Origin of the sequence: Stenotrophomonas sp. TWI819, from assembly GCF_039673075.1 — a bacterium.
GTDB lineage: Bacteria > Pseudomonadota > Gammaproteobacteria > Xanthomonadales > Xanthomonadaceae > Stenotrophomonas > Stenotrophomonas rhizophila_B.
In genome coordinates, this window is sequence record NZ_JBDJKY010000020.1 from 1 (window position 1) to 26,846 (window position 26,846).

Below are 26,846 nucleotides of genomic sequence, written 5' to 3' on the forward strand. Positions count from 1 at the left end.
CCGGCGTCGGCCTGCGGCCGCCCCCTCCTCCTTTATTTCGCCTACAAGGGCATGGGGGGCCAGCGCCCCACCCACCGACCGCCGCGCGGAAAAGACTCAGTACGCGCCTTTGCACCGCCTATGGGCGAAGAACAAAAAAAAACGCCGGGCAATGCCCGGCGTTTTTTCCATTCGTACCGACCAACGATATTCGCGCCGTCCTGGCGCTCACCCTTCGGGCCGGCGCTTTGCACCGTTGAGAACGGCTCCTGCCGTTCTCTTCGGCACCCACCCGTGTGAGTGATCAGCCCAGCAGGTGGGCGACGCCGGAGCGCTCTTCTTCCAGCTCGGCCAGGGTCTTGTCGATGTACTTCTGGCTGAAGTCGTCGACCGGCAGATCCTTGACCAGGGTGTACTCGCCGTTCTCGGTGGTGACCGCGAAGCCGAAGATCACGCCTTCCGGGATGCCGTAGGAGCCGTCGGACGGCACGCCCATGGTGACCCACTTGCCGTTGCTGCCCAGCACCCAGTCACGGATGTGGTCGACGGCGGCATTGGCGGCCGAGGCGGCCGAGGACGAGCCACGGGCTTCGATGATCGCCGCGCCGCGCTTGCCCACGGTCGGGATGAAGGTGGAGGCGTTCCATTCCTGATCGTTGATCGCCTCGGCGATGGAGGCACCCTCGGCGGTGGCGAAACGGTAATCCGGGTACATGGTCGGGCTGTGGTTGCCCCACACGATCAGCTTCTCCATGCCACCGACCGGCTTGCCGAGCTTGGTCGACAGCTGGCTCAGTGCACGGTTGTGGTCCAGGCGCAGCATGGCGGTGAAGTTGCGCGGGTTCAGATCCGGTGCCGACTTCATGGCGATGTAGGCGTTGGTGTTGGCCGGGTTGCCGACCACCAGCACCTTGACGTCACGCTTGGCGACCTTGTTCAGCGCCGCGCCCTGGGCGGTGAAGATCTTCGCGTTTTCCAGCAGCAGATCCTTGCGCTCCATGCCCGGGCCGCGCGGACGCGCGCCGACCAGCAGGGCGATGTCGGCATCCTTGAAGGCCACTTCGGCGTCATCGGTACCGACCATGCCGGCCAACAGCGGGAAGGCGCAGTCTTCCAGTTCCATCATCACGCCGCGCAGGGCGGCCTGGGCCTTGTCGACCGGCAGCTCGAGCAGCTGCAGGATGACCGGCTGGTCCTTGCCCAGCATGTCGCCGGAGGCGATGCGGAACAGCAGGGCGTAGCCGATCTGGCCGGCGGCGCCGGTCACGGCAACACGAACAGGTGCTTTCATGGGGATTTCCTCTGCTAAGAATCGTAAAAACGGCCCCCTTCACAGGGGGCCGTCGGGATCGGATCAGGCGCTGGGGATGAGCTTGTTCCACTCCGCCACGCGCTCGGCCTGGGCGGCCAGCACGGCGTCGGTGTCGCCTTCCAGGGTGATCGAATGGATCACGTCGCCCTGCTTGACCGAGTCCACGATGGCCTGGCCGTCGAGCACCTGGCCGAACACGGTGTGCTTGCCGTCCAGCCAATCGGTCTTGATGTGGGTGATGAAGAACTGGCTGCCGTTCGTGTTCGGGCCGGCATTGGCCATCGACAGCGAACCGACCTGGTGCTTCACGCCATTCTTTTCATCTTCGAACTTGTAGCCCGGGCCGCCGGTGCCCTGGCCCTTGGGGCAGCCGCCCTGGATCATGAAGTCCGGGATCACGCGGTGGAAGACCAGGCCGTCATAGAAACCGTGCTTGACCAGGTTGACGAAGTTGGCGACCGTCAGCGGGGCCTTGTCGGCGAACAGCTCGACCTTGATCGGGCCCTGGGTGGTGTCGAAAGTGGCGATGAGGGACATGCAAATCCTTGGGGTACGGGGGTTTGTCGTTAGCCCCATAGGATACACCCGTGGTATGCGCCACCGCATGCGCGCTGCGGCCCCACGCTTCGCTGCGCGAACCGCGGGCCCCTCTTGCCAGCACCCACACCCCCGCCGCTTCGCGGCAGCCCCCTGACTCAGGGGGCGGTGGTGCTTCCTGCATCATCGCGGCCGCCCGGACAGGCGCCCCTCACACAGCTGAATGCCCGTCCGGCAAGGCTTGCGACGTACTTTTCGCGATTGGTCATCTTGGCCGTATAATGTTGGACTTCTTTTTCCAAATCCGGCGCCGACTGGCCCCCTTTCGCATGTCTATCGAAAATCTTCGCAACATCGCCATCGTCGCCCACGTCGACCACGGTAAGACCACCCTCGTCGACCAGCTGCTCAAGCAGTCCGGCACCCTCTCCGAGCGCACCGTGCTCGCCGAGCGCGTGATGGACAGCAATGACCAGGAAAAGGAACGCGGCATCACCATCCTGGCCAAGAACACGGCCATCACCTGGGAAGACAAGAAGACCGGTATCAAGAACCGGATCAACATCGTCGACACCCCGGGACACGCCGACTTCGGCGGCGAAGTGGAGCGCGTGCTGTCGATGGTCGACACCGTGCTGATCCTCGTCGACGCGATGGACGGCCCGATGCCGCAGACCCGCTTCGTGACCCAGAAGGCCTTCGCGATGGGCTTCAAGCCGATCGTCGTGGTCAACAAGGTCGACCGCCCGGGCTCGCGTCCGGATTGGGTGATCGATCAGGTCTTCGACCTGTTCGACAAGCTCGGCGCCACCAATGAGCAGCTCGACTTCCCGATCGTCTACGCCTCGGCCCTGAACGGCTACGCGGGCCTGGAAGACACCGTGCGCGACGGCGACATGACCCCGCTGTACGAAGCGATCATGCAGCACGCGCCGATGCCGGAAGTGGACCCGGAAGGTCCGTTCCAGATGCGCATCAGCCAGCTGGACTACAACAACTTCGTGGGCGTGATCGGCATCGGCCGCGTGCAGCGCGGCACCCTGAAGAAGAACATGCAGGTCGCGGTCATCGATCGTGAAGGCAAGAAGCGCAACGGCAAGGTCGCGCAGGTGCTGGGCTTCCTGGGCCTGGAGCGCATCGAGCAGGACACCGCCGAGGCCGGTGACATCGTCGCCATCTCCGGTATTCCGGAACTGACCATCTCCGACACCCTGTGCCATCCGGATACCCCGGAAGCACTGCCGGCGCTGACCGTCGATGAACCGACGATCTCGATGACCTTCCAGGTCAACAACTCGCCGTTCGCCGGCAACAAGGACCTGTCCGGTGGCAAGTTCCTGACCAGCCGCCAGATCAAGGATCGTCTGGACCGCGAGCAGGTCCACAACGTGGCCCTGAAGGTCGAACAGCTGGAAGACGCCGACAAGTTCCTGGTCTCCGGCCGTGGCGAACTGCATCTGTCGGTGCTGATCGAGAACATGCGTCGTGAAGGCTACGAGCTGGCCGTGTCGCGTCCGGAAGTGATCATCAAGCAGATCGACGGCCAGGCCATGGAGCCGATCGAGCAGCTGGTGGTGGACATCGAAGAGCAGCACCAGGGCGGCGTGATGGAAAAGCTGGGCACCCGCAAGGGCCAGCTGAAGAACATGGAGCCGGACGGCAAGGGCCGTGTGCGCCTGGAATACCAGATCCCGGCCCGTGGCCTGATCGGTTTCCAGAACGAGTTCAAGACCCTGACCCAGGGTTCGGGCCTGCTGTTCCACGTGTTCGACCATTACGGCCCGAAGGAACAGGGTTCGATCGCCAAGCGCCAGAACGGCGTGATGATCGCCAATGCCCCGGGTGCCACCCCGGCGTACTCCCTGGGCCCGCTGCAGGAACGCGGCAAGCTGTTCGCTGCTGAAGGCGACAACGTGTATGAAGGCCAGCTGGTCGGCATCCACTCCAAGGACAACGACCTGACCGTCAACGCGATCAAGACCAAGCCGCTGACCAACATGCGCGCCTCGGGCAAGGACGATGCGATCCAGCTGACCCCGGCGATCAAGTATTCGCTGGAACAGGCCCTGGACTTCATCGAAGACGACGAGCTGGTCGAGATCACCCCGAAGGAAATCCGTCTTCGCAAGAAGGGCCTGACCGAAAGCGACCGCAAGAAGGCATCGCGCGGCGGCTGATCGGACCCATTGTCGTGATCGACAAGCCCTATAACCCGGATCCTCACAAGCATCCGGGGCTTCACCTGATCGCCTTGCTGGAAGCCAGCAAGGCGGTTCTGGCGCTATTGGCTGCGACCGGGCTGGAAATGCTCGGTCCGCAGCCCCTGCGCGATGCGGTCAATGCCCTGATCCGCCGGTTCAGCCTGGACCCGGATCACGGCACCCTGCCCTCGCTGCTCAACATGATCAGCCCCGATGCCGTGCATCTGGCGGCTGCTGCGATGGTCGCCTACGGCGTCCTGCACCTGTTCGAGGCCTGGGGCCTCTGGCGCGCCAAAGCCTGGGCTTCCTGGCTGGGCTGCGTCACCGCCGGCATCTACCTGCCGTTCGATATCTACGCCATCCTCCGTCACCCGGGCTGGGCCTCGTGGTCGGTGCTGGTGATCAATCTGATCGTGGTCGGCGTGCTCGCCCGCGATATCCGCAAACGCCACGGCACGATCGCCAACGCGGCTTGAGTTGCCAAGCGCCGCCTGTGCTGGTTAGCCTGTCGGCCGGTTCGGGGGAACAGGCATGCGCCTGACACTGACGTCATTGATGCTCATCGCACTGGCCGGCTGCAGCCCGGGCCCGGCGCCCCTGCATGCCCGCGAATCGCCCACGCCCTCACCCGTCACCGCGCTCCCGTTCGCCTACGCCGAGGCCGACATCAGCGCGCTGCAGTCGCGCATGGCCAGCGGCGAGCTGGACAGCGTCACCCTGGCCCGCGCCTACCTGGACCGCATCGCCCGCCTCGACCGGGCCGGCCCGCGCCTGCGCGCGGTGATCGAGCTCAATCCCGATGCGCTGCGCGAAGCTGCCCAGCTGGACGCCGAGCGCCGCCAAGGGCAGCTGCGCGGCCCGCTGCACGGCATCCCGCTGCTGCTCAAGGACAACATCGGCGCCAGCCCCATGAGCACCACGGCCGGTTCGCTCGCGCTGGAAGGCTTCCGCCCCGACGATGCGTTCCTGGTCAAGCGGCTGCGCGCGGCCGGTGCGCTGATCCTGGGCAAGACCAACCTCAGTGAGTGGGCCAACTTCCGCTCCAGCCAGTCGATCTCCGGCTGGAGCGCGCGCGGCGGCCAGACCCGCAATCCCTACCGGCTCAGCCATAACCCGTGCGGCTCCAGCAGTGGCAGCGCGGTGGCGGTCTCGGCCAATCTGGCGGTGGCCGCGATCGGCACCGAGACCGACGGCAGCATCGTCTGCCCGGCCGCGGTCAACGGCGTGGTCGGCTTGAAGCCGACCGTGGGACTGGTCAGCCGCGAAGGCATCATCCCGATCTCCTTCAGCCAGGACACCGCCGGCCCGATGACGCGCAGCGTGGCCGATGCGGCCGCCCTGCTGACCGCCATGGCCGGCCGTGACGAGGCCGACCCGGCTACCGCCACCATGCCCGGCCGCGCCGTGTACGACTACACCTCGCGCTTGAACGCCGATGGCCTGCGCGGTGCGCGGATCGGCGTGCTGTATGGCGACCTGCTGCAGAAGCCGGGCATCGCACCGGCCCTGCAACATGCGGTGGCCGTGCTGCGCGACGCGGGCGCGACCGTGGTGCCGGTGCAGTTGCCGACCCAGGGCCAGTGGCAGGAGGCTGAGCAGATCGTGCTGATGCACGAGTTCAAGGCTGGGCTGCAGCGCTACTTCACCACCTACCAGGCGCCGGTGCGCACGCTGGACGACGTCATCGCGTGGAACCGGCAGCATGTGGGCAAGGAGCTGGCGCTGTTCGATCAGGACCTGATGGACACCGCCGCCACCATGGGCGGCCTTGGCAGCCCGGCGTACATCCGCGCGCGCAGCGATGCCCGCCGGTTGGCCGGTCCGGACGGCATCGATGCGGTGCTGCGCGAGCAGAACCTCGATGCGCTGGTGGCACCGACCACCGGGACGGCCTGGCCGATCCGGCCCGGCCGCGGCGATGACTTCCCCGGTGAAAGCTACAGCGCGGCCGCGGTGGCGGGGTACCCCAGCCTGACCGTGCCGATGGCGCACGTGAACGGGCTGCCGCTGGGGCTGCTGTTCATGGGCACCGCATGGAGCGAGCCGCGGCTGATCGAGCTGGGCTACGCCTACGAGCAGCGCACCCGCGCGCGTCGCCCGCCGCGGTTCCAGACCGACACCCTGCTGACGAACGGCATCGCGCCCTGAACGGCGTGTACCGGCCCACGGCCGGCATTACCGGGATACGTCACCCGGCTCTGGCAGGACCGCCGGCTCACCATCTTCGGCACCGGGCGAACGCACGTCCTCGGCGGGCTGCGAACGCGCGCGGCGCGTCGGCGTGGCCTCCTGATTGAGCTCGGCGCGGGTGCGCGGCAACGACTGAGGATGTTCGCGCGCGAGGAAATCGAGCATGCGTTCGCGCACGATGCAGCGCAGATCAAAGGCATCGCCGGAGTTGCGTGCGCTCACCAGCAGACGCACCTGCAGGGTGTGCTCGCTGGTCTCGGTCACCTGGGTCACGCAGACCTGGCCATCCCATAGCGCCTCGCCTTTGCAGATGCGCTCCAGTTCGGCGCGGATCGCCGGGATCGGCGCGGTGTAATCCAGCCACAGGAAGGCGGTGCCGAGCAGATCGGCGCTGCGCCGCGTCCAGTTCTGGAACGGGTGTTCGATGAACCAGGTCAGCGGCACCACCATGCGTCGCGCATCCCAGATCCGCACCACCACGTAGCTGCTGTTGATCTCTTCCACACGGCCCCACTCGCCCTCGACGATCACCACATCGTCCAGCCGGATCGGCTGGGTCAAGGCGATCTGCAGGCCGGCGATCAGGTTGCCGAACACCGGCTTGGCCGCGATACCGGCGACCAGGCCGATGATGCCGGCCGAGGCCAGCAGCGCGGTGCCGATCTGGCGCACCATCGGGAAGGTGAGCAGGATCAGCGAGACGCCGACCAGGATGATCGCGCCCATCAACACGCGGCTCAGCACCCGGGTCTGGGTCTGGATGCGGCGTGCTTCGAGGTTGTCGGCCACCTCCATCGGATGGTCGCGCAGGATCGCCTGCTCGCCCGCGGCCACAGCTCGCACCAGCAGCCAGATGACGCAGCCGGTCACACCGATGTGCAGCAGCCGTAGTGCCTGTTCAAGCCGGTGCTCCTGCAGCGGCGTCGCTTCGAGTGCGGGAATCAACAGCAACAGCGGCAGAGCGAACGCCAGCGGTCGGCTGATCACGCGCGCGATGCGGGCGCGGCGGTAGTCGCGGTCTTTCAGCCGCCGCGTCAACGCCATCAACAACCACCAGCCGCTGATCCCGATCGCCAGTGCGATCGAGATCGGCCATAGATACAGCGCTGCCTGCTGCCAGTCCACGGTCACTGCACGCTCCTGTGTTCTTCGCAAGGAAGTGCACAGCATGCCGGTGCCACCATGACCATCGTGTCAGGCGAATGTAAGGTGGGTGTCGAGGACACGCACCGGTATCAGGCGGCGTAGTGCGCCTGTTTGCGCACAATCGCCATCGCGATTTCCAGCGACTGCTCGTAGTTCAGGCGCGGATCCACCGACGAGCGGTACGCGCGTTCCAGGTCGCGCTCGGTCAGCTCACGCGCACCGCCGGTGCATTCGGTCACGTCCTCACCGGTCAGCTCCAGATGCACGCCGCCCAGCCGCGTGCCGGCCGCGGCGTGCAGGTCGAAGGACATCTCGACCTCGCCACGCACGTTGTCGAAACGCCGCGTCTTGTAGCCGTTGCTGGTGCTCTCGGTGTTGCCATGCATCGCATCGCACACCCACAGCACGCGCCGGCCATCGCGCTTGACCGCATTCAACAGCGGCGGCAGTTTTTCGGCGATCTGTGCCGCCCCCATGCGGTGGATGAAGCTCAGGCGGCCCGGTTCGTCCTCGGGGTTGAGTACATCGATCAGGCGCAGCAGCTGGTCCGGCTGCACCGACGGGCCCACCTTGATCGCGATCGGGTTGCGCACGCCACGCAGATACTCCACGTGTGCGCCATCGAGAGCGGCGGTGCGCATGCCGATCCACGGGTAATGCGTGCTCAGGTTCAACCAGCCCTGCTGGCGCGGCACCTGGCGGGTCAACGCCTGTTCGTAGGGCAGCAGCAGCGCTTCGTGCGAGGTGTAGAAGTCGATCCGGTTGAGGTTGTACACCTGCGTGCCGGACAGGGTTTCCATGAAACGCACCGCATCGCCGATCGAGGACACCATCTTCTGGTAATCGGTGGCCAGCGGCGAATGCCGCACCCATTCCAGGTTCCAGTATTCGGGGTGGTGCAGATCGGCGAAGCCGCCATCGATCAGCGCCCGCACGAAGTTCATCGTCATCGCCGAGTGCGCATGCGCCTGCAGCATCCGGCGCGGGTCCGGCAGGCGGGCGGCCTCGGTGAACTCCGGCGCATTGATCACATCGCCCCGATAGCTGGGCAGGGTCAGGCCGTCGCGGGTTTCGGTATCGGCCGAGCGCGGCTTGGCGTACTGCCCGGCGAAACGCCCGACCCGGATCACCGGCTTGCGCATGCCGTGCACCAGCACCAGGCTCATCTGCAGCAGCACCTTGAGCCGGTTGGAGATGGTGGTGGATTCGCAGTCGCTGAAATTCTCCGCGCAGTCACCGCCCTGCAGCAGGAAGCGCTTGCCTTCCTGGGCATCGGCCAGCTGCTGCTTGAGCGCCAGGATTTCCCAGGAGGTCACCAGCGGCGGCAGCCGCTTCAGTTCGTGCAGGGCGGCATCCAGTGCCAGCGGGTCCGGGTAGGTCGGCATCTGCAGCGCCGGCTTGCCACGCCAGCTCTCCGGCGACCAGGCAGCGTCGACAGCGGTCGCGGCGGGATCGGCTACAGGCGGGGCGGACAGGCTCATCACGGACTTCCGGGGTGTGGGGCCGGTCATGGTCGCAGAGCGCGCCCCCGGCGCAAAGGGGCGGGCCCGTGCCCGGAGGCTGAACGCTGAAGAAAGGACACCACGATCGGCCAGATCGCGCATGGTCCAGCGGCATCGGACAGGCGCATGATTTGTTACGGAGTAACACTTGCCAGGCCGGCCCCTCCTCCCTTTGCCCAGCCAAGCCATCCTCATGAAGCCCTCCCTGCTTGCTACCGGTATTGCTGTTTCCCTGGCCCTGACCGGCCTGCCCGCCCTCGCCACCACCCCCACCAGCGCCGCCCCTGCGGTGACCGATCTGGATGCGGTCACGGTCAGCGCCAAACTCGACCAGGCGCGCAATGCGCTGTCGCCGGATATCGGCAGCAGCCAGTACCAGATCACCGCCGAAGACATCCAGAACCTGCCGCTGGGCGCCTCCACCCCGTTGAACCAGGTGCTGCTGCAGGCCCCGGGCGTGGTCCAGGACTCCTACGGCGGCGTCCACGTGCGCGGCGACCACGCCAACCTCCAGTACCGCCTCAACGGCGTCCTGCTGCCCGAATCGATCTCCGGCTTCGGCCAGACCCTGGATGCCCGCGCGATCAAGAGCATCCGCCTGATGGACGGTGCGCTGCCGGCGCAGTTCGGCGAGCGCACCGCCGCCGTGGTGGACATCACCACCCGCAGCGGCGCCGAGCTGGGCGATGGTGGCAGCGCCGGCCTGACTGCCGGCTCCTACGGCAAGGTCAACCCCAACGCCTCGTGGTGGGGCAGCCAGGGCCGCTGGAGCTGGTATCTGACCGGCAACTACGACCAGAACCAGGTCGGCATGGAAAACCCCACCGCCTCGCGCACGCCGGACCACGATGACACCCACCAGGGCAAGGCGTTCGCCGACCTGACCTATCTGGTCAACGACGACACCCGCCTGAGCCTGTTCGCCGGGTTCTCCAACAACCGCTTCCAGATCCCGGTCAACCCTGGCCAGACTCCGCAGTTCGGCTACCTGGATACCGTCACTGCGGACTCCGCCGCGCTGGACGAAACCCAGCGCGAGACCACCCGCTTCGGCATGCTGGTGCTGCAGGGTGCGCTGGGCAGCACCGCCTACCAGGTCTCGGCCGGGCAGCGATACAGCGACCTGTCCTTCAACCCGGACCGCGCCGGCGATCTGATCTTCAACGGCGTCGCCTCACAGGTGGAGCGCAGCAACCGCGCCAACACCGTGCAGGCCGATTTCTCCACCCCGCTCGGTGAAAACCACACGCTGCGCTACGGCCTGTACGTCAACGCCGAGCGCGCCCGCGCCGGCAGCGACACCTGGGTGTTCCCGGTCGACGCCGACGGCCAACAGGCCAGCACCACGCCCCTGCGCATTCCGGAGGCGAGCACCTTCAACGCCACCACCACCGCGGTCTATCTGCAGGACGAATGGCGCCTGGGCGAGGACTGGACGGTCAATTACGGCTTGCGCGGTGACCGCTACAAGGCGTTCGGCGGCACCGAAGGCCAGCTCAGCCCGCGGGTGGGCGTGGTCTGGAACGCCACCGACAGCACCACCGTGCACGCCGGGTACTCGCGCTACTTCACCCCGCCGGCCAGCGAACTGGTGGCCAGCAGCGACATCGCACTCTACGACGGCACCACCAACCAGCAACCGGCCGGGGGGAGCACCACGCCACTGTCCGAGCGCAGCGACTACTACGACATCGGCGTCTCCCAGCAGGTGGGCGAACACCTCACCCTGGGCCTGGACGCTTACGACCGCAAGGTCGACCGCCTGCAGGACGAAGGCCAGTTCGGCGCCGCCTACATCTACTCCACCTTCAACTATCGCCTCGGCCACATCCACGGCGTGGAGTTCAGCGCCGACTACAGCAACGGCCCGCTCAGCGCCTACGTCAACGCCGCTTACAACAAGGCCATGGGCAAGCAGGTCATCACCGGCCAATACAACCTCGATCCCGAGGCACTGGCCTATGTCCAGAACAACTGGATCCATCTGGACCACGACCAGAAACTGACCTCGTCCGGCGGCATCAGCTACGCCTTCGCCGGGCACAACCGTCTTGGCGCGGACTACGTCTTCGGCAGCGGCCTGCGCTCGGATGCCGATGGCGTTCCCAATGGCGGCGAACTCCCTGCCTACCTGCAGCTCAACCTCAGCGCCGGCCACGACTTCAACGCCGACAGCGGCCACCCACTGCATGCACAGCTCGCCCTGGTCAACGCACTGGACCGCAGTTACCAACTGCGCGACGGCGGCGGCATCGGCGTCTTCGCCCCGCAATGGGGTCCCCGCCGCGGCGCCTACCTCAGCCTGCAGCAGGACTTCTGAGCTGCGCGAGGAAGCCCTGCCACTCGATCAGATCAAACGCATCCAGACCTGATCGCAACACCCGGCCTGGCCGCGCAACGCGTGCCAGGTCGGGGTAACCGAGTTGAGAAACGCCTCAGTGGCGACGACGTGCACGGAACGCCGTCACCAGCGCCCACACCGCCAAGGCCGCGAACCACACCAGGCTCCACATCGGCATCGTCAGGCCCAGGAACTGCCAATCGATGTTGCCGCAGTTGCCGGTACCGGTCAGCACGGTGCGGAACACCTCGAACGGCCCCATCGTCTCACTGAGGAAACTCAGCGGCGGCCCACAGCTCGAGGCCATGTCCTGCGGCAGCAACTGCACATACACGTGGCGACCGGCAATACCGATACCGACCGCGGCCGCGATGAAGGCCAGCACCCCATACGTCTTCCGCCCGGCCGGATCCCGCGGACCATGCAGCGCCCCGATCAGGAACAGCAGCCCCAGCGCCGCGAACGCAATCCGCTGGAAAATGCACAACGGGCACGGCTCCAGCCCCATCTTCAACTGCAGGAAGATCGCATACCCCAACAGTGCCGCGCAGACCAGAAACCCCAACAGGAACTGGGCGCGGAAACGCCAACGCAATGGATTCATTGCCAACACTCGTGAAAGTCCAGGCCCCAAGATTAACAGGGCCGCGACCGCTCACGTCTATGCGCACCTGCCGACCATCGGCGTAGCGGACCGGACAGCGTGTTCCGTCCAGCAAGCGGAACCACCCGAACGTAGCGACGGTACTGAGGAGTCGGCCCGGGGCCGGCACTACCCACGCACCGCGACCGCCACATGCTTTGCTTTACCCCCATGCGCACCGACCCAGTGTGCAGGCGTTGGCGCCATCACACCCCAGAAACGGAAAAACCCGACACAAGGCCGGGTTCTTCACCGAATAACAGGTACAGCTCGAAGATTACTCTTCGACGGCTTCAGCCACAGCAGCCGGACGATCGACCAGCTCGACATAGGCCATCGGCGCATTGTCGCCAGCGCGGAAACCGCACTTCAGCAGACGCAGGTAACCGCCCGGACGGGTCGCGTAACGCGGGCCCAGGGTGGTGAACAGGTTGCCGACGGCTTCGTTGTCACGCAGGCGAGCGAACGCCAGACGACGGTTGGCAACCGAATCAACCTTGGCCAGGGTGATCAGCGGCTCAGCAACGCGGCGCAGTTCCTTGGCCTTCGGCAGGGTGGTCTTGATCAGCTCGTGCTTGAACAGCGACGCGGCCATGTTCTTGAACATTGCTTCGCGATGGGCGCTGGTGCGGTTGAACTTACGACCGGACTTCATATGACGCATGACGGTGATTCCTGAAGTGAATGTTGGATCGGTTGAGTATCGCTGTCGCCATCCTGGCGTTGCTGCTTGGACTGCGGATGGTCCGGTGCCAGCCGTCCTGGCTGGCCGTCACCGCAGGCTATCGACCTGTCGGTGCGGGGTGTTGCGGGTGAAGCCCCCGCACCCGAAGGTGCGGGGTCAAGCATCTTGCGTAGCGCTGGATCAGCCGAGCATGCCGTGCTGGGCGACACCGGCCGGCGGCCAGTTCTCCAGCTTCATGCCGAGCGAAAGACCGCGCTGTGCGAGGACTTCCTTGATCTCGGTCAGCGACTTCTTGCCAAGGTTCGGGGTCTTGAGCAGCTCCACTTCGGTCTTCTGGATCAGATCGCCGATGTAATAGATGCTCTCTGCCTTGAGGCAGTTGGCCGAACGCACGGTCAGTTCCAGATCGTCGATCGGGCGCAGCAGCACCGGATCCACGCCGTTGTTGGCCGGCTTTGCCGCACCGCGGTCGCGGTGGGTGAAGTCACCGAAGACCGACAGCTGATCGCTGAGGATGTCGGCGGCAGTGCGCACGGCTTCCTCGGCATCGATCGTGCCGTTGGTTTCGATGTCCAGCACCAGCTTGTCCAGATCGGTACGCTGTTCAACGCGGGCCGCTTCCACCGAATAGGCGACGCGACGGACCGGCGAGAACGACGCATCCAGAACCAGACGGCCGATGGCACGGGTTTCTTCATCCGGACGACGACGAGCGGCGGCCGGCTGGTAGCCGAAACCACGCTCGATCTTCAAACGCATATTGATTGCCGTGTCCTTGGTCAGGTGGCAAATGATATGGTCGTTGTTGAGGACTTCGACGTTGTGGTCCAGCTTGATATCAGCAGCGGTCACAACACCCGGACCCTGCTTGGACAGCGACAACGTAGCGTTGTCACCGGTATGCATACGGATCGCCACGTCCTTCAGGTTGAGCAGGACTTCCAGCACGTCCTCCTGCAAGCCTTCGAGCGTGGTGTACTCGTGCAGTACGCCATCGATTTCGACTTCCGTGATGGCGAAGCCCGGGATGGACGACAGCAGCACGCGACGCAGGGCGTTGCCCAGCGTATGCCCGTAACCACGCTCCAAGGGTTCGATGACGACCTTGGCGCGGGTATCGGTAAGGCGTTCGATCTGCGGACCGCGAGGACGCAGAACCTGGTTGGCGGTAACCGTCATGTTGCGGGTTCTCCTGCGAACCTCCGGTGTGACCCGGAGGTTCTCCAATGTGAATTACTTCGAATACAACTCGACGATCAGCGCTTCGTTGATATCCGCAGGCAGGTCCGAACGATCCGGCACGGCCTTGAAGATGCCGGCGAACTTGCCGGAATCAACTTCAACCCACGACGGACGCAGGTCATGCGTAGCGGACACGGTCAGGGCTTCCTGAACGCGCAGCTGCTTGGCAGCCTTCTCGGACAGAGCGACGGCGTCGCCAGCCTTGACCTGGTACGAAGCCAGGTTGACCGACTTGCCGTTCACGGTGACACCGCGGTGCGAGACCAGCTGACGGGCAGCCGGACGGGTCACTGCGAAGCCCATGCGGTAAACGACGTTGTCAAGACGGGTTTCCAGCAACTGCAGCAGGTTCTCGCCGGTGTTGCCCTTCTTGGTCGAGGCCTTCTTGTAGTAGTTGCGGAACTGACGCTCCAGCAGACCGTAGATACGCTTGACCTTCTGCTTTTCACGCAGCTGGGTAGCGTAGTCGGACAGCTTGCCCTTACGGGCAGTGGCGCCGTGCTGGCCGGGCTTCTGCTCCAGCTTGCACTTGGAGTCCAGCGCACGGGCCGGGCTCTTGAGGGAAAGGTCGGCGCCTTCGCGGCGGGCGAGCTTACAGGTAGGACCGATATAACGAGCCATTTCTTATCGCTCCTTTAGACGCGACGCTTCTTCGGCGGACGGCACCCGTTGTGCGGGATTGGCGTCACGTCGATGATGTTGGTGATCTTGTAGCCCACGTTGTTCAGCGAGCGCACGGCCGACTCACGACCCGGACCCGGGCCCTTGATGCGGACTTCCAGGGACTTGACGCCGTAGTCGAGCGCGGCACGGCCGGCCTTCTCGGCAGCCACCTGGGCAGCGAACGGGGTGGACTTACGCGAACCGCGGAAGCCAGCGCCACCGGAGGTCGCCCACGACAGAGCGTTGCCCTGACGGTCGGTGATGGTCACGATGGTGTTGTTGAAAGAAGCATGGACGTGGGCGACGCCGTCAGTGACGACGCGCTTGATCTTCTTCTTGGTCTTAGCGACGGGCTTAGCCATTTCTTAGGTCCCTTACTTCCTGATCGCCTTGCGCGGGCCCTTGCGGGTGCGGGCGTTGGTACGGGTGCGCTGGCCACGAAGCGGCAGACCGCGACGGTGACGCAGACCGCGGTAGCAGCCCAGGTCCATCAGGCGCTTGATCGCGATACCGATTTCACGGCGCAGATCGCCTTCCACGATGTACTTGCCGACTTCGAGACGCAGACGCTCGATTTCCGGCTCCGACAGATCGCGGATCTTGGTGGTCGAGGTCACGCCTGCGGCGTCGCAGACCTTCTTCGAACGGGTACGGCCGATGCCGTAAATGCTTTGCAACCCGACCCAGACGTGCTTCTGGGCTGGCAGGTTGACGCCTGCAATACGCGCCATGACGCGGTTCTCCAGCTGAGTGATGGCCGACAGCGCACCATGGGCGCGCCAATCCGGCAGGATGGATCAAAAAAGTGAACTAGCGATTCTATCAAGGTCTCGGTTTACTTGGAAGCCCGTGGAACCTTGAGGTTCCATGGACCCGGCGTGGGGAGTGTGCCCATGCTCCGGCGCCGGATGTCGTTGACTGCAGAGGTTGCCCTCGCCGCCGCCCGCGCTACTCCCGCGCGGGACCACCACATCACACCCCCACCCGAAACCGCTGCAGGGGCCGCCCTTCGATTTGGAAGGCCAGTCCGGGAACCGGAGGGCCTTCGCAACAAGAAGACTAGTGTAACAGGTCAATCAGCCGCGGGCAAAACCGCCGCGGTTGCCGCCCTTCAGGTTGGCCTTCTTCAACAGGCTCTCATACTGGTGCGACATCAGGTGCGCCTGGATCTGGGCAATGAAGTCCATCACCACCACCACCACGATCAGCAGCGAGGTGCCGCCGAAGTAGAACGAGGCGCCGAGCTGGGTGCGCAGGATTTCCGGCAGCAGACAGACGATCACCAGGTACAGCGAACCGGCCGCGGTCAGACGGGTCAGCACGGCATCCACGTAGTCGGCGGTGGCCTTGCCCGGACGGATGCCCGGAATCAGCGCGCCCGACTTCTTCAGGTTGTCGGCGGTTTCCTGCGAGTTGAACACCAGCGCGGTGTAGAAGAACGCGAAACCACTGATCAGCGCAGCGAACACGATCATGTGCAGCGGCTCGCCCGGCCCGAGGGCGTTGGCGACCTTCTGCAGCCACGTGGCCGAACTGGCCTGGCCGGACCACATGGCCAGCGTCGTCGGGAATGCCAGGATGCTCGAGGCGAAAATGGCCGGGATCACGCCCGCCATGTTCAGCTTGAGCGGCAGGAACGAGGTCTGGTTCATGTACGCGTTGCGGCCACCCTGGCGACGTGCGTAGTTCACCGTGATGCGGCGTTGGCCGCGCTCGACGAACACCACGAAGTAGGTGAAGGCCAGCACCACCAGCACGATCAGCAGCAGGGCGATGAAGCTCATGTTGCCGTCGCGGTAGGCTTCCACGGTGTGGATGACCGCGCCCGGCAGACCGGCCACGATGCCGGCGAAGATGATCAACGACACACCGTTGCCGATGCCACGCTCGGTGACCTGCTCACCGACCCACATCAGGAAGATGGTACCGGCGGTCAGCGCGACGATGGCAGTGAGCACGAAGCCCATGCCCGGTGCGTAGACGACCGGAGCACCGCCCGGGGAGACCTGGTTCTGCAGCGCCAGCGCGATGCTGCCGCCCTGCACCACCGCCAGCAACACGGCGCCGATGCGGGAATATTGAGTGATCTTGCGACGACCCGATTCACCTTCCTTCTGCATCGATTTCAATGCCGGGAAGATGTGGACCGCCAGCTGCATCACGATGGATGCCGAGATGTACGGCATCACGTTCAGCGCGAAAATGCTGAAACGGTGCAGGGCGCCGCCCGAGAACATGTTGAACATGTCCACGATGCCGCCGCCCTGCGCCTGCATGAGCGCAAGCATGGCATCGGGATTGACGCCAGGCACCGGCACATAACAGCCGATGCGGTAGACGATCAATGCCCCGATGACGAACAGCAGTCGCTGGCGGAGTTCCGTGAACTTGCCGAGCCCGCCGCCGAGGTTACCAATGCCAGCTTGCGCCATGTCTTACTCCTGTACGCTGCCGCCGGCAGCTTCGATCGCGGCCTTGGCACTGGCCGTTGCAGCGACGCCCTTCAGGGTGAATGCCTTGGTCAGGTCACCCTTCATGACGATCTTGGCACGCTTCGCGGTGCTCGGGACCAGCTTGGCAGCGCGCAGCGCGGCAAAGTCGATCTCGCCAGCTTCCAGACGCTCAAGCTGGTAGGACAGCACTTCAGCGGTGTCCTTGGCGATCTTGGAACGGAAACCGACCTTCGGCAGACGACGCTGCATGGGGGTCTGGCCGCCTTCGAAGCCTGCCTTGATCTTGCCGCCACCCTTACGGGCGAACGAACCCTTGTGGCCGCGGCCGCAGGTCTTGCCCAGGCCGGAGCCGATACCACGACCGACGCGGGTACGCTCTTTACGAGCGCCCGGTGCCGGGCTCAATTCATTCAGATGCATGGTCATTGGATTATTCCTCAACCTTGACGAGGTAGTGGACCTTGTTGATCAGACCGCGAACCTGCGGGCTGTCCTTCAGTTCACGGACATCGTTCAACTTACCCAGACCCAGCGCACGCACCGACAGGCGATGACGCGCCTGGGCACCACGCAGGCCACGAACCAGACGGACCTTGACGGTCTTGACGGTGTCATTAGCCATGGTTGAGATCCTCCACCTTCTTGCCGCGCTTGGCCGCGATGCGGACCGGGGACTGCATTTCGGTCAGACCCTTCAGCGTGGCGCGAACCAGGTTGATCGGGTTACGCGAACCGACGGCCTTGGCCAGCACGTTCTTGACGCCAACGGCTTCCAGGACGGCGCGCATGGCACCACCGGCGATGACACCGGTACCTTCCGAGGCCGGCATCATGAACACGCGAGCTGCGCCGTGGCCGGACTTCACCGGGTGCCACAACGTGCCGTTGTTCAGATCGACAGTGGCCAGGTTCTTGCGAGCCTGCTCCATCGACTTCTGGATCGCGACCGGCACTTCACGCGCCTTGCCGTAACCGAAGCCAACCTTGCCTGCGCCATCACCGACCACGGTCAGTGCGGTGAAGGTGAACTGGCGACCGCCCTTGACGGTCTTGCTGACGCGGTTGACCGCGACCAGCTTTTCGATCATGCCGTCGTCGACTTTCTCTTCGCGGCGATCGCGATCGCGACCCCGCTGCTGACGTTCTTCTGCCATGTTGATTCCTTGATTGATTGAGTATGTACGGCTCAATGCCGCTTATAGCTGTGGAATGAAGCGGTGGATCGAGCGCCCCTGCAGAAGAAGGACGTCGCCCGGCGCAACCCGCGCCGGCAGGCAGGCGGAAGCGGGGACCAGCCCCGCTTCCTTATCCCTTAGAACTGCAGGCCGCCTTCGCGGGCTGCATCAGCCAGTGCCTTGATGCGGCCGTGGTAGCGGTAGCCCGAGCGGTCGAAAGCGACCTTCTCGATGCCCGCAGCCTTGGCGCGCTCGGCGACCAGCTTGCCAACCTTGACGGCGGCGTCGCTGTTCTTGCCGTTCTTCAGGCCTTCCTTGACGTCGGCCTGGGTGGTGTTGGCCGAAGCCAGCACCTTGGAGCCATCGGCGGTGAAGACCTGGGCGTACAGGTGCTGACCGGTGCGCAGCACCGACAGGCGCGGCACGCCGAGCACACGGATGTGTGCACGGGTCGACTTGGCACGACGCAGACGAGCGATGTTCTTGTTCATGATCTTTTTCCTTGGAAAGCTGAGGACCTGAATTAGGCCTTCTTGGCTTCCTTACGAATGATGACTTCGCCGGCGTACTTCACACCCTTGCCCTTGTAGGGCTCCGGCGGACGGAAGCCACGGATCTTGGCGGCAACTTCGCCAACGCGCTGCTTGTCGGTGCCCTGGACCAGCACTTCGGTCTGGGTAGGGGTCGAGATGGTGATGCCTTCCGGCGCCACGAACAGGACCGGATGCGAGAACCCGAGCGACAGGTTCAGATCCTTGCCCTGCATGGCAGCACGGTAGCCGACGCCGACCAGCTCAAGCTTGCGCTCGAAGCCTTCGGTGACGCCCTTGACCATGTTGGCCAGGATGGCGCGCACGGTGCCGGTGAGGGCAACCAGCGAGGCATCGTTGGCGGCCAGGGTGGCAACGCCGTTGTCGACAGTGATTTCAACGCCAGCAACCTTGGCAAGCGACAGGGTGCCCTTCGGGCCCTTCACGCTGACGGATTCCGGCTGGATGTTCAGTTCAACGCCCTTGGGCAGGTTGACTGGCTTCTTGGCTACGCGGGACATAGTTGGTTCCTTCTCGCCTTAGGCCACGAAGCACAGGACTTCGCCGCCGACGCCCAACTGGCGCGCCTGCGCATCAGTCATGATGCCCTTGGAGGTGGAGATGATGGAGATACCCAGGCCGTTGAGGACCTTCGGCAGCTCGGACTTGCCACGGTACTGGCGCAGACCCGAACGCGAGAAGCGCTTCAGGGTCTCGATGACCGGCTTGCCTTCGAAATACTTCAGGACGATTTCAAGCTCGGCCTTGTTGTTCTCGATCTTGGTCACGCGCAGATCGGTGATGTAGCCTTCGGCCTTCAACACCTCTGCGATTGCCACCTTGATCTTGGACGACGGTGCTTTCACCGTCTGCTTGCCAACCGCGGCCGCATTCTTGATGCGTACCAGCAGGTCGGCGATGGGATCAGTCATGCTCATAGTCGATACCTTTGAGTGCACCGATATCCGCTTTCGCGAAAATCTTGTGTCTACCTGGAATGGGCCAGGGCCCGTCTTCACACACTGCTCACGCCTTGCGGGCGAGCAAGACGCGGGAGTATACGGCAAAAAGAGCCCGACTTGCGTCGGGCTCTCTCAATCCGGGGTAAAGGCCGGAAATCCGGCCCCTCCCCCCTGCCCTGCGCCGTGACGGCGCCGGGCAGTTGAAGGGACGAATCCCTTACCAGCTGGCCTTGCGCAGGCCCGGCACGTCACCACGCATGGTGGCTTCACGCAGCTTGTTACGGCCCAGGCCGAACTTGCTGTACACGCCACGCGGGCGGCCCGAGAGCTCGCAACGGTTGCGGTGACGGCTCGGCGACGAGTCGCGCGGCAGCTTCTGCAGCTTGATGACGGCCTCGGCCTTTTCGTCGTACGACGCGGTCGCGCTGGAGATGATCTTCTTCAGCTCTTCACGCTTGCCGGCGTACTTGACGGCCAGCTTCGCACGCTTGAGGTCGCGGTTGACCATGGAGGTCTTTGCCATTTCGGATTCCTCGACGTATCAGTTACGGAACGGGAACTTGAACGCTGCGAGCAGCGCCTTCGCTTCCGCATCGGTCTTGGCGGTGGTGGTAATGGCGATATCCATGCCGCGGATCGCGTCGACAGCGTCGAAGTCGATTTCCGGGAAGATGATCTGTTCCTTCACACCCATGTTGAAGTTGCCACGACCGTCGAAGGAACGACCCGAGACACCACGGAAGTCGCGCACGCGCGGCAACGAGATGTTGATCAGACGGTCCATGAACTCGTACATCTTTTCACGACGCAGCGTGGTCTTGCAGCCGATCGGCCAACCATCGCGGATCTTGAACGATGCCACCGAGACGCGGGACTTGGTCACGATCGGCTTCTGACCGGAGACCTTGGCCATATCGGCGACGGCATTTTCCAGGATCTTCTTGTTCGTGGCTGCTTCGCCGACACCCATGTTCAGGGTGACCTTGACCAGCTTCGGAACCTGCATCGGATTGGTGTAGCCGAACTGCTTCATCAGCGCCGGCACCACTTCTTCCTTGTAAAACTTTTCGAGACGGGAATTCATCTGCTCATTCCTCAGGCGTCGAGCGCCTCACCGCTGGAGCGGAACACACGCAGTTTGCGTCCATCCTCCAGCACCTTGAAGCCAACGCGCTCGCCCTTGCCCGAAGCCGGGTTCAGCACATTCACGTTGGAGATATGGATCGACGCTTCACGCTCGACCACGCCGCCGGCAACGCCTGCCTGCGGGTTCGGCTTGGTGTGGCGCTTGACGATGTTCACGTTGGCGACGATCACACGATCGCCGTCGACGCGGACGACTTCGCCCTGCTTGCCCTTGTCCTTGCCGGTGTTGACGACAACCTGGTCGCCCTTCTTGATACGGTTAGCCATGATTATCTCCTGTCGCTCACAGCACTTCGGGAGCGAGCGAGACGATCTTCATGAACTTCTCGGAACGAAGTTCACGCGTCACCGGTCCGAAGATGCGGGTACCGATCGGCTCTTGCTTGTTGTTGAGCAGGACCGCGGCGTTGGCATCGAAACGGATCAGCGAGCCATCGGCGCGACGCACACCCTTGCGGGTACGCACCACGACGGCGTCGAACACTTCACCCTTCTTGACCTTGCCGCGCGGGATTGCATCCTTCACGGTGACCTTGATGATGTCGCCAATGTGCGCGTAGCGGCGCTTGGAGCCGCCGAGCACCTTGATGCACATCACTTCCTTGGCACCGGAATTGTCCGCGACTTCGAGGTAGCTCTGCATCTGGATCATGAGTCAGATCTCCTTATTGAACCGCACGCGTGATGACTTCCACCACGCGCCAGTTCTTGGTCTTGGACATCGGAGCAATCTCGGTCACACGAACGACATCACCTTCGTTGCAGGTGTTGTCGGCGTCGTGTGCGTGCAGCTTGGTCGAACGCTTGATGTACTTGCCGTACAGGGCGTGCTTGACCAGGCGCTCCACCAACACGGTGACCGTCTTGTCCATCTTGTTGCTGACGACACGGCCTTCGACCGTGCGCAGCGTCTTGCTGTCGTTGTTATCGCTCATCGCGGCCATCCTTACTTGGTGCTGCCGAGCAGGGTCTTGACGCGAGCGATCTCGCGGCGAACCCGGCGGGTTTCGTGGGTCTTCGGCAGCTGGCCAGTGACCTGCTGCATACGGAGCGAGAACTGCTCCTTACGCAGGTCGATCAGGTGGCTCTTCAGGTCGTCAGCCGACTTTTCGCGAAGTTGTTTGATATCCATCAGAGCACCGTCCGGGTCACGAAAGTGGTGGTCACGGAGAGCTTGGCGGCAGCCAGGCGGAACGCCTCACGTGCCACGTCTTCTGCGACGCCTTCGATTTCATAGATCATGCGGCCGGGCTGGATCTGGGCTACCCAGTACTCCACGTTGCCCTTACCAGAACCCATTCGGACTTCGATGGGCTTCTTGGTGATCGGCTTGTCGGGGAACACTCGGATCCACATCTTGCCGCCGCGCTTGACGTAGCGGCTGATCGAGCGGCGAGCCGCTTCGATCTGACGCGCGGTCAGCTGACCATGAGCGGTTGCCTTCAGGCCGTATTCGCCGAAGCTGACAGCGTTGCCGCTCCAGCTCAGACCATCGTTACGGCCCTTGTGTACCTTGCGGTATTTGGTTCGCTTGGGTTGCAACATTGTCGTTACCTCGCTTCACGAGCCGGGCGCGACGGACGGTCACCGCGATCGCCGCGATCGTTACGATCGTTGCGCGGGGAGTCGTCCTGCTTTTCCTGGCCAACCTGGGAGAAATCGAAGACTTCGCCCTTGTAGATCCAGACCTTGATGCCGATGATGCCGTAGGTCGTCTTGGCTTCAGCGAAGCCATAGTCGATGTCGGCACGCAGCGTATGCAGCGGCACGCGGCCTTCGCGGTACCACTCCGAACGGGCGATTTCTGCGCCGTTCAAGCGGCCACCGACGTTGACCTTGATGCCCAGGGCACCGAGGCGCATCGCGTTGCCGACCGAACGCTTCATCGCGCGGCGGAACATGATGCGACGCTCAAGCTGCTGCGCGATCGACTCGGCAACCAGCTGTGCGTCCAGCTCGGGTTTACGCACTTCGGTGACGTTGATGTGCGCCGGGACGCCCATCATTTCGCTCACTTCCTTGCGCAGCTTCTCGATGTCCTCACCGCGCTTGCCGATCACCACGCCCGGACGGGCGGTGTGGATCGTCACGCGAGCGGTCTTTGCCGGACGCTCGATCAGGATCTTGCTGATGCCGGCCTGCGCAAGCTTCTTGCGCAGCATTTCCCGCACCTTCAGGTCGGCTGCCAGATAACCAGCGAACTCGGCCTTGTTGGCGTACCACTTGGAGTTCCAGTCCTTGGAAATGCCGAGGCGGATACCAATCGGATGAACTTTATGACCCATGGTGTTTTCCTTTCCGCTTACTTGCCGGCGCCCACAACCACAGTGATGTGGCTGGTGCGCTTGAGGATGCGGGTGCCGCGGCCTTTCGCCCGCGCCATGAAACGCTTCAGGGTCGGACCTTCATCTACCATGATGGTCTGTACCTTCAGCTCGTCGACGTCGGCGCCCTGGTTGTTCTCGGCATTTGCAATAGCCGACTCCACCACCTTCTTGATCAGGTGGGCAGCCTTCTTGTCCGAGAACTTCAGCAGGTTGACCGCACGCTCGGCCGGCAGGCCGCGCACCTGGTCAGCGACCAGGCGGGCTTTCTGCGCAGAGATGCGCGCGGAGCGCAGGATTGCTTTCGCTTCCATTGTCATCTCTCCTTACTTGCCGGACTTCTTGTCACCACCGTGACCCTTGAAGGTCCGGGTGATGGCAAATTCGCCAAGCTTGTGGCCGACCATGTTCTCGTTGACGAGCACCGGAACGTGGTTCTTACCGTTATGAACGGCGATGGTGACGCCTACCATTTCCGGCAGGATCATCGAACGGCGCGACCAGGTTTTGATCGGCTTCTTGCTACCCGCAGCGGCTTCCACCTTCTTGATGAGGTGGTGATCGACAAACGGGCCCTTCTTGAGTGAACGTGCCATGGTCGATTAGCCCCTACGATCGCGGACGATGAATTGCTGGGTGCGCTTGTTCTTGCGCGTCTTGTAACCCTTGGTCGGGACACCCCACGGGGTGACCGGATGCGGGTTGCCCTGGCCGGCCTTCGCCTCACCACCGCCGTGCGGATGGTCAACCGGGTTCATGGCAGCACCACGAACGGTCGGGCGGACACCACGCCAGCGCTTGGCGCCAGCCTTGCCCAGCTTTTCCAGGTTGTGTTCGTCGTTACCGACTTCACCGATGGTGGCGCGGCACTCGACCGGCACCTTACGCATTTCACCCGAGCGCAGGCGCAGGGTGGCGTAGATACCTTCACGAGCGACGAGCTGCACGGCAGCGCCGGCGGCACGCGCGATCTGAGCACCCTTGCCCGGCTTCAGTTCGATGCCGTGGACAGTGGTACCGACCGGGATGTTGCGCAGCGGCAGGGTGTTACCGGTCTTGATCGGCGCATCCGAACCCGCGATCACCTGGTCACCGGCCTTCAGGCCCTTCGGTGCGATGATGTAGCGGCGTTCGCCGTCGACGTAGCACAGCAGGGCGATATGGGCGGTGCGGTTCGGATCGTATTCGATGCGTTCCACGCGCGCCGGAATGCCTTCCTTGTTGCGCTTGAAGTCGATGACACGGTAGTGCTGCTTGTGACCACCGCCCACGTGACGGGTGGTGATGCGGCCGTGGTGGTTACGACCACCGGACTTGCTCTGCGGCTCCAGCAGCGCAGCATGCGGCGCGCCTTTGTGCAGATCGGGCGTGACCACGCGCACGGCCGAACGGCGGCCGGGAGAAGTGGGTTTGAATTTCATCAATGGCATGGGATGGACCTCAGGCCTTGGCCGTTACATCGATGGACTGGCCATCGGCGAGACGCACGTACGCCTTGCGCCAATCGCCGCGGCGGCCGGTGCGGTTACGGAAGGACTTGTTCTTGCCCTTCACGTTCAGCACGTTGACCGACTCGACCTTGACGTCGAACAGCTGCTCAACCGCGGCCTTTACATCGGCCTTGGTGGCTTCGTTCGAAACTTCGAAGACATACTGGTTGGAATGTTCCTGCAGGCGCGCGGTCTTTTCGGAGACTCGCGGAGCGCGCAGCACGCTGAAGACTTTTTCGTTGCTGCTCATGCCAGCCACTCCTCGACCTTCTTGACCGCATCAGCGGTGATGACGACCGTGTCGGCACCGACCAGCGACACCGGGTCCAGGCCCTGCACGTCACGCACTTCCACGTAGGGAATGTTGCGCGCCGACAGGTACAGGTGCTCGGAAGCATCTTCGGTGACGATCAGCGGACGCTTGCCCACTTCCAGGCCGGCCAGCTTGGCGATCAACGACTTGGTGTTGGTCGCTTCGACATCGAAGGACTCCACGATCGTCAGACGGCCCTGGCGGTTCAGCTCGGACAGGATCGCGCACATGGCTGCACGGTACTGCTTACGGTTGACCTTCTGCTCGAAGCTGCGCGGCTTGGCCGCGAAGGTGACACCGCCGCCGATGAAGATCGGAGCCGTCAGTGCGCCATGACGCGCGCCGCCGCCCTTCTGCTTCTTCGACTTCTTGGTGGTACCAGCCACTTCAGAGCGAGTCTTCTGTGCCTTGGTGCCGGCGCGACCGGCGTTGCGGTAAGCAACGACGACCTGGTGAACCAGATCTTCGCTGAAATCGCGACCGAACACGGCATCGGAGACCGAGACCTTGTTGTTGCTACCCGTGATAACGAGTTCCATCGTCATCTCTCCTTATGCCTTGCTAGCCGGACGAACGATCACGTCACCACCCGCTGCGCCCGGAACGGCACCACGGATCGCGATCAGACCACGCTCGACATCGACCTTCACCACTTCAAGGTTCTGGGTGCTCTGCTGCACCGAACCCATGTGGCCGGACATCTTCTTACCCGGGAAAACGCGACCCGGGGTCTGGCGCTGGCCCAAGGAACCCGGCGCGCGATGCGACAGCGAGTTACCGTGGGTTGCATCGCCCATACGGAAGTTGTAGCGCTTGATGGTGCCCTGGAAGCCCTTACCCTTGGTGACACCCTGGACGTCGACCTTCTGGCCAACTTCAAAGATGTCCGCCTTGACTTCGCCGCCAACGGCGAAATCGCCGAGCTGCGCGTCTTCAACGCGGAATTCCCACAGGCCACGGCCCGCGTCGACCTTCGCCTTGGCGAAGTGACCGGCTTCCGGCTTGTTGACCAGGGCAGCGCGACGCGCGCCGACGGTCACCTGCACGGCGCTGTAGCCGTCAGCTTCGACGGTCTTGATCTGCGCGATGCGGTTCGGGGTAGCTTCAATCAGGGTTACCGGGATGGCCTGGCCATCTTCGGTGAACACGCGGCTCATGCCAGCCTTGCGGCCCACGAAGCCCAACGAATATTTCTTCGTCATGGTCGTAGTCCTCAGGTCAGCTTGATCTGAACGTCGACGCCGGCAGCCAGTTCGAGCTTCATCAGCGCGTCCACGGTCTTGTCGTTCGGGTCAACGATATCGAGCACGCGCTTATGCGTGCGGGTCTCGTACTGGTCACGCGCGTCTTTGTCGACGTGCGGGGAGACGAGAATGGTGTAACGCTCGATCTTGGTCGGCAGGGGGATCGGGCCACGCACTTGCGCGCCGGTCCGCTTTGCCGTTTCTACGATCTCGCTGGCCGAACGGTCGATCAAACGATGATCGAACGCCTTCAGCCGAATCCGGATCTTTTGGTCCGCCATGACGGTGGGTTCCTTCGTTAAAAGAGCGACGGACAAGGCCTCTGGGTTGCCTTGTCCCATGAATATCCTGAATGCAGACGCCGCACATTCCTGCGCGGCGACAAGATCTTTCCGTAGACCTCAAAAATCGAGGCAGACCGGTCTCCCGATCTGCCCAGACAAAAAGTATAGCGCGCATACAAGTTGGCAGTCAACAGGGGTCCTGTTGACAAAGCCTGAATGGCGCGACCCTTCCTGGTCTGGGGAACACGAGGAGCATCCTGCGCCTCTTTTCCCGTTTAGTTACGCCCCGATGCCCTACCCAGGCAACATCGGGGCGCAGATTCTAACAGATTACGCGATGATCTTGGAGACCACGCCGGCGCCGACGGTACGGCCGCCTTCGCGGATCGCGAAGCGCAGGCCTTCATCCATGGCGACCGGGTTGATCAGGGTGACAACCATCTTCACGTTGTCGCCCGGCATCACCATTTCCACACCTTCCGGC

The 26,846-nt window shown here is 63.8% G+C and carries 36 protein-coding genes and 1 pseudogene; 4 read left to right on the forward strand and 33 right to left on the reverse strand.

The features are described from left to right. Positions 1–283 precede the first annotated feature (283 nt). Both ABE463_RS18045 and ABE463_RS18050 read right to left on the reverse strand, forming a co-directional pair. The gene (locus ABE463_RS18045) at positions 284–1,270 is read right to left on the reverse strand and encodes a malate dehydrogenase (RefSeq protein ID WP_121042906.1); all 987 of its coding nucleotides are present in this window, start codon (positions 1,268–1,270) and stop codon (positions 284–286) included. A gap of 63 nt (positions 1,271–1,333) precedes the next feature. Beyond that, entirely contained in the window at positions 1,334–1,828 is a 495-nt protein-coding gene (locus ABE463_RS18050; protein ID WP_121042904.1) for a peptidylprolyl isomerase, read from the reverse strand. Positions 1,829–2,157: 329 nt separating this feature from the next. Between ABE463_RS18050 and typA the strand changes: the two genes are divergently transcribed. The 3 genes from typA to ABE463_RS18065 are packed head-to-tail and all read left to right on the forward strand — an operon-like array spanning position 2,158 to position 6,177. Then, entirely contained in the window at positions 2,158–4,005 is a 1,848-nt protein-coding gene (typA, locus tag ABE463_RS18055) for a translational GTPase TypA (protein WP_121042902.1), read from the forward strand. Positions 4,006–4,019: 14 nt separating this feature from the next. Next, positions 4,020–4,505, forward strand: a complete 486-nt coding sequence (locus ABE463_RS18060) for a DUF2127 domain-containing protein (protein ID WP_121042900.1) — start codon at positions 4,020–4,022, stop codon at positions 4,503–4,505. 55 nt (positions 4,506–4,560) lie between these two features. After that, the gene (locus ABE463_RS18065) at positions 4,561–6,177 is read left to right on the forward strand and encodes an amidase (protein ID WP_346469099.1); all 1,617 of its coding nucleotides are present in this window, start codon (positions 4,561–4,563) and stop codon (positions 6,175–6,177) included. A gap of 27 nt (positions 6,178–6,204) precedes the next feature. Here ABE463_RS18065 and ABE463_RS18070 read toward each other — a convergent pair whose 3' ends face one another. Both ABE463_RS18070 and ABE463_RS18075 read right to left on the reverse strand, forming a co-directional pair. After that, positions 6,205–7,344: a mechanosensitive ion channel family protein gene (locus tag ABE463_RS18070; protein ID WP_346469103.1), complete on the reverse strand. Its 1,140-nt coding sequence runs from the start codon at positions 7,342–7,344 to the stop codon at positions 6,205–6,207. A 110-nt stretch (positions 7,345–7,454) separates the two neighbouring features. Continuing rightward, entirely contained in the window at positions 7,455–8,846 is a 1,392-nt protein-coding gene (locus tag ABE463_RS18075) for a 3-deoxy-7-phosphoheptulonate synthase class II (protein WP_346469100.1), read from the reverse strand. Between the two features lie 214 nt (positions 8,847–9,060). On the opposite strand from ABE463_RS18075, the gene ABE463_RS18080 reads away from it, so the two are divergent. Next, complete coding sequence (locus ABE463_RS18080; RefSeq protein ID WP_346469101.1) at positions 9,061–11,187, forward strand: TonB-dependent receptor; 2,127 nt, start codon at positions 9,061–9,063, stop codon at positions 11,185–11,187. A gap of 115 nt (positions 11,188–11,302) precedes the next feature. Here ABE463_RS18080 and ABE463_RS18085 read toward each other — a convergent pair whose 3' ends face one another. The 29 genes and pseudogenes from ABE463_RS18085 to ABE463_RS18225 form a co-directional block, all read right to left on the reverse strand. Beyond that, positions 11,303–11,812: a disulfide bond formation protein B gene (locus ABE463_RS18085; RefSeq protein ID WP_346469102.1), complete on the reverse strand. Its 510-nt coding sequence runs from the start codon at positions 11,810–11,812 to the stop codon at positions 11,303–11,305. A 316-nt stretch (positions 11,813–12,128) separates the two neighbouring features. Further along, positions 12,129–12,515 carry a 50S ribosomal protein L17 gene (rplQ, locus tag ABE463_RS18090; protein ID WP_123728453.1) on the reverse strand — a complete coding sequence of 129 codons (387 nt, stop codon included), beginning with the start codon at positions 12,513–12,515 and terminating at the stop codon, positions 12,129–12,131. 201 nt (positions 12,516–12,716) lie between these two features. Continuing rightward, the gene (gene rpoA / locus ABE463_RS18095) at positions 12,717–13,715 is read right to left on the reverse strand and encodes a DNA-directed RNA polymerase subunit alpha (protein WP_019186165.1); all 999 of its coding nucleotides are present in this window, start codon (positions 13,713–13,715) and stop codon (positions 12,717–12,719) included. A 54-nt stretch (positions 13,716–13,769) separates the two neighbouring features. After that, on the reverse strand, positions 13,770–14,399 hold the full coding sequence (gene rpsD, locus ABE463_RS18100; RefSeq protein WP_019186164.1) for a 30S ribosomal protein S4: 630 nt from the start codon (positions 14,397–14,399) through the stop codon (positions 13,770–13,772). 14 nt (positions 14,400–14,413) lie between these two features. After that, complete coding sequence (gene rpsK / locus ABE463_RS18105) at positions 14,414–14,803, reverse strand: 30S ribosomal protein S11 (protein ID WP_017355427.1); 390 nt, start codon at positions 14,801–14,803, stop codon at positions 14,414–14,416. Positions 14,804–14,815: 12 nt separating this feature from the next. Beyond that, positions 14,816–15,172 (reverse strand): 30S ribosomal protein S13, encoded by a 357-nt coding sequence (gene rpsM, locus ABE463_RS18110; RefSeq protein ID WP_019186163.1) that lies wholly within the window; start codon positions 15,170–15,172, stop codon positions 14,816–14,818. 345 nt (positions 15,173–15,517) lie between these two features. Then, positions 15,518–16,873, reverse strand: coding sequence for a preprotein translocase subunit SecY (gene secY, locus ABE463_RS18115; protein ID WP_019186162.1), 1,356 nt, complete (start codon positions 16,871–16,873; stop codon positions 15,518–15,520). 3 nt (positions 16,874–16,876) lie between these two features. Continuing rightward, entirely contained in the window at positions 16,877–17,320 is a 444-nt protein-coding gene (gene rplO / locus ABE463_RS18120; RefSeq protein WP_019186161.1) for a 50S ribosomal protein L15, read from the reverse strand. Positions 17,321–17,324: 4 nt separating this feature from the next. Continuing rightward, the gene (gene rpmD, locus ABE463_RS18125) at positions 17,325–17,516 is read right to left on the reverse strand and encodes a 50S ribosomal protein L30 (RefSeq protein ID WP_259261111.1); all 192 of its coding nucleotides are present in this window, start codon (positions 17,514–17,516) and stop codon (positions 17,325–17,327) included. Further along, positions 17,509–18,048: a 30S ribosomal protein S5 gene (gene rpsE, locus ABE463_RS18130; RefSeq protein ID WP_019186159.1), complete on the reverse strand. Its 540-nt coding sequence runs from the start codon at positions 18,046–18,048 to the stop codon at positions 17,509–17,511. The genes rpmD and rpsE overlap by 8 nt, the downstream gene beginning before the upstream one ends. 158 nt (positions 18,049–18,206) lie before the next feature. Then, the gene (gene rplR / locus ABE463_RS18135) at positions 18,207–18,560 is read right to left on the reverse strand and encodes a 50S ribosomal protein L18 (protein WP_123728451.1); all 354 of its coding nucleotides are present in this window, start codon (positions 18,558–18,560) and stop codon (positions 18,207–18,209) included. A gap of 32 nt (positions 18,561–18,592) precedes the next feature. Next, entirely contained in the window at positions 18,593–19,120 is a 528-nt protein-coding gene (gene rplF / locus ABE463_RS18140; protein ID WP_259261110.1) for a 50S ribosomal protein L6, read from the reverse strand. An 18-nt stretch (positions 19,121–19,138) separates the two neighbouring features. Beyond that, a complete protein-coding gene (rpsH, locus tag ABE463_RS18145; RefSeq protein WP_019186156.1) occupies positions 19,139–19,537 on the reverse strand; it encodes a 30S ribosomal protein S8 in 399 nt (132 codons plus the stop codon). A gap of 241 nt (positions 19,538–19,778) precedes the next feature. Beyond that, the gene (rpsN, locus tag ABE463_RS18150) at positions 19,779–20,084 is read right to left on the reverse strand and encodes a 30S ribosomal protein S14 (RefSeq protein WP_121042878.1); all 306 of its coding nucleotides are present in this window, start codon (positions 20,082–20,084) and stop codon (positions 19,779–19,781) included. An 18-nt stretch (positions 20,085–20,102) separates the two neighbouring features. Continuing rightward, positions 20,103–20,645 carry a 50S ribosomal protein L5 gene (rplE, locus tag ABE463_RS18155; RefSeq protein ID WP_019186154.1) on the reverse strand — a complete coding sequence of 181 codons (543 nt, stop codon included), beginning with the start codon at positions 20,643–20,645 and terminating at the stop codon, positions 20,103–20,105. An 11-nt stretch (positions 20,646–20,656) separates the two neighbouring features. Next, on the reverse strand, positions 20,657–20,974 hold the full coding sequence (gene rplX, locus ABE463_RS18160; protein WP_017355416.1) for a 50S ribosomal protein L24: 318 nt from the start codon (positions 20,972–20,974) through the stop codon (positions 20,657–20,659). 16 nt (positions 20,975–20,990) lie between these two features. Then, entirely contained in the window at positions 20,991–21,359 is a 369-nt protein-coding gene (rplN, locus tag ABE463_RS18165; protein WP_017355415.1) for a 50S ribosomal protein L14, read from the reverse strand. Between the two features lie 13 nt (positions 21,360–21,372). Beyond that, on the reverse strand, positions 21,373–21,642 hold the full coding sequence (rpsQ, locus tag ABE463_RS18170) for a 30S ribosomal protein S17 (RefSeq protein ID WP_121042876.1): 270 nt from the start codon (positions 21,640–21,642) through the stop codon (positions 21,373–21,375). An 11-nt stretch (positions 21,643–21,653) separates the two neighbouring features. Next, positions 21,654–21,839, reverse strand: coding sequence for a 50S ribosomal protein L29 (gene rpmC / locus ABE463_RS18175; protein WP_019186151.1), 186 nt, complete (start codon positions 21,837–21,839; stop codon positions 21,654–21,656). Beyond that, positions 21,839–22,252 carry a 50S ribosomal protein L16 gene (rplP, locus tag ABE463_RS18180; protein ID WP_019186150.1) on the reverse strand — a complete coding sequence of 138 codons (414 nt, stop codon included), beginning with the start codon at positions 22,250–22,252 and terminating at the stop codon, positions 21,839–21,841. Before rplP ends, rpmC begins: the two co-directional genes overlap by 1 nt. A gap of 5 nt (positions 22,253–22,257) precedes the next feature. Further along, on the reverse strand, positions 22,258–22,992 hold the full coding sequence (gene rpsC, locus ABE463_RS18185) for a 30S ribosomal protein S3 (protein ID WP_121042874.1): 735 nt from the start codon (positions 22,990–22,992) through the stop codon (positions 22,258–22,260). A 17-nt stretch (positions 22,993–23,009) separates the two neighbouring features. Further along, positions 23,010–23,345: a 50S ribosomal protein L22 gene (rplV, locus tag ABE463_RS18190; protein WP_017355410.1), complete on the reverse strand. Its 336-nt coding sequence runs from the start codon at positions 23,343–23,345 to the stop codon at positions 23,010–23,012. Positions 23,346–23,357: 12 nt separating this feature from the next. Next, positions 23,358–23,627, reverse strand: coding sequence for a 30S ribosomal protein S19 (rpsS, locus tag ABE463_RS18195; RefSeq protein ID WP_019186148.1), 270 nt, complete (start codon positions 23,625–23,627; stop codon positions 23,358–23,360). A gap of 6 nt (positions 23,628–23,633) precedes the next feature. After that, positions 23,634–24,461 (reverse strand): 50S ribosomal protein L2, encoded by an 828-nt coding sequence (rplB, locus tag ABE463_RS18200; RefSeq protein ID WP_038690292.1) that lies wholly within the window; start codon positions 24,459–24,461, stop codon positions 23,634–23,636. Positions 24,462–24,471: 10 nt separating this feature from the next. Further along, complete coding sequence (gene rplW / locus ABE463_RS18205) at positions 24,472–24,771, reverse strand: 50S ribosomal protein L23 (protein ID WP_019186147.1); 300 nt, start codon at positions 24,769–24,771, stop codon at positions 24,472–24,474. Further along, positions 24,768–25,373, reverse strand: a complete 606-nt coding sequence (gene rplD, locus ABE463_RS18210; RefSeq protein WP_019186146.1) for a 50S ribosomal protein L4 — start codon at positions 25,371–25,373, stop codon at positions 24,768–24,770. The genes rplW and rplD overlap by 4 nt, the downstream gene beginning before the upstream one ends. A 12-nt stretch (positions 25,374–25,385) precedes the next feature. Beyond that, the gene (gene rplC / locus ABE463_RS18215) at positions 25,386–26,036 is read right to left on the reverse strand and encodes a 50S ribosomal protein L3 (protein WP_019186145.1); all 651 of its coding nucleotides are present in this window, start codon (positions 26,034–26,036) and stop codon (positions 25,386–25,388) included. 11 nt (positions 26,037–26,047) lie between these two features. Continuing rightward, complete coding sequence (rpsJ, locus tag ABE463_RS18220) at positions 26,048–26,359, reverse strand: 30S ribosomal protein S10 (RefSeq protein WP_010341589.1); 312 nt, start codon at positions 26,357–26,359, stop codon at positions 26,048–26,050. A gap of 333 nt (positions 26,360–26,692) precedes the next feature. Then, positions 26,693–26,846: pseudogene (locus ABE463_RS18225) on the reverse strand (elongation factor Tu); the annotation flags it as partial.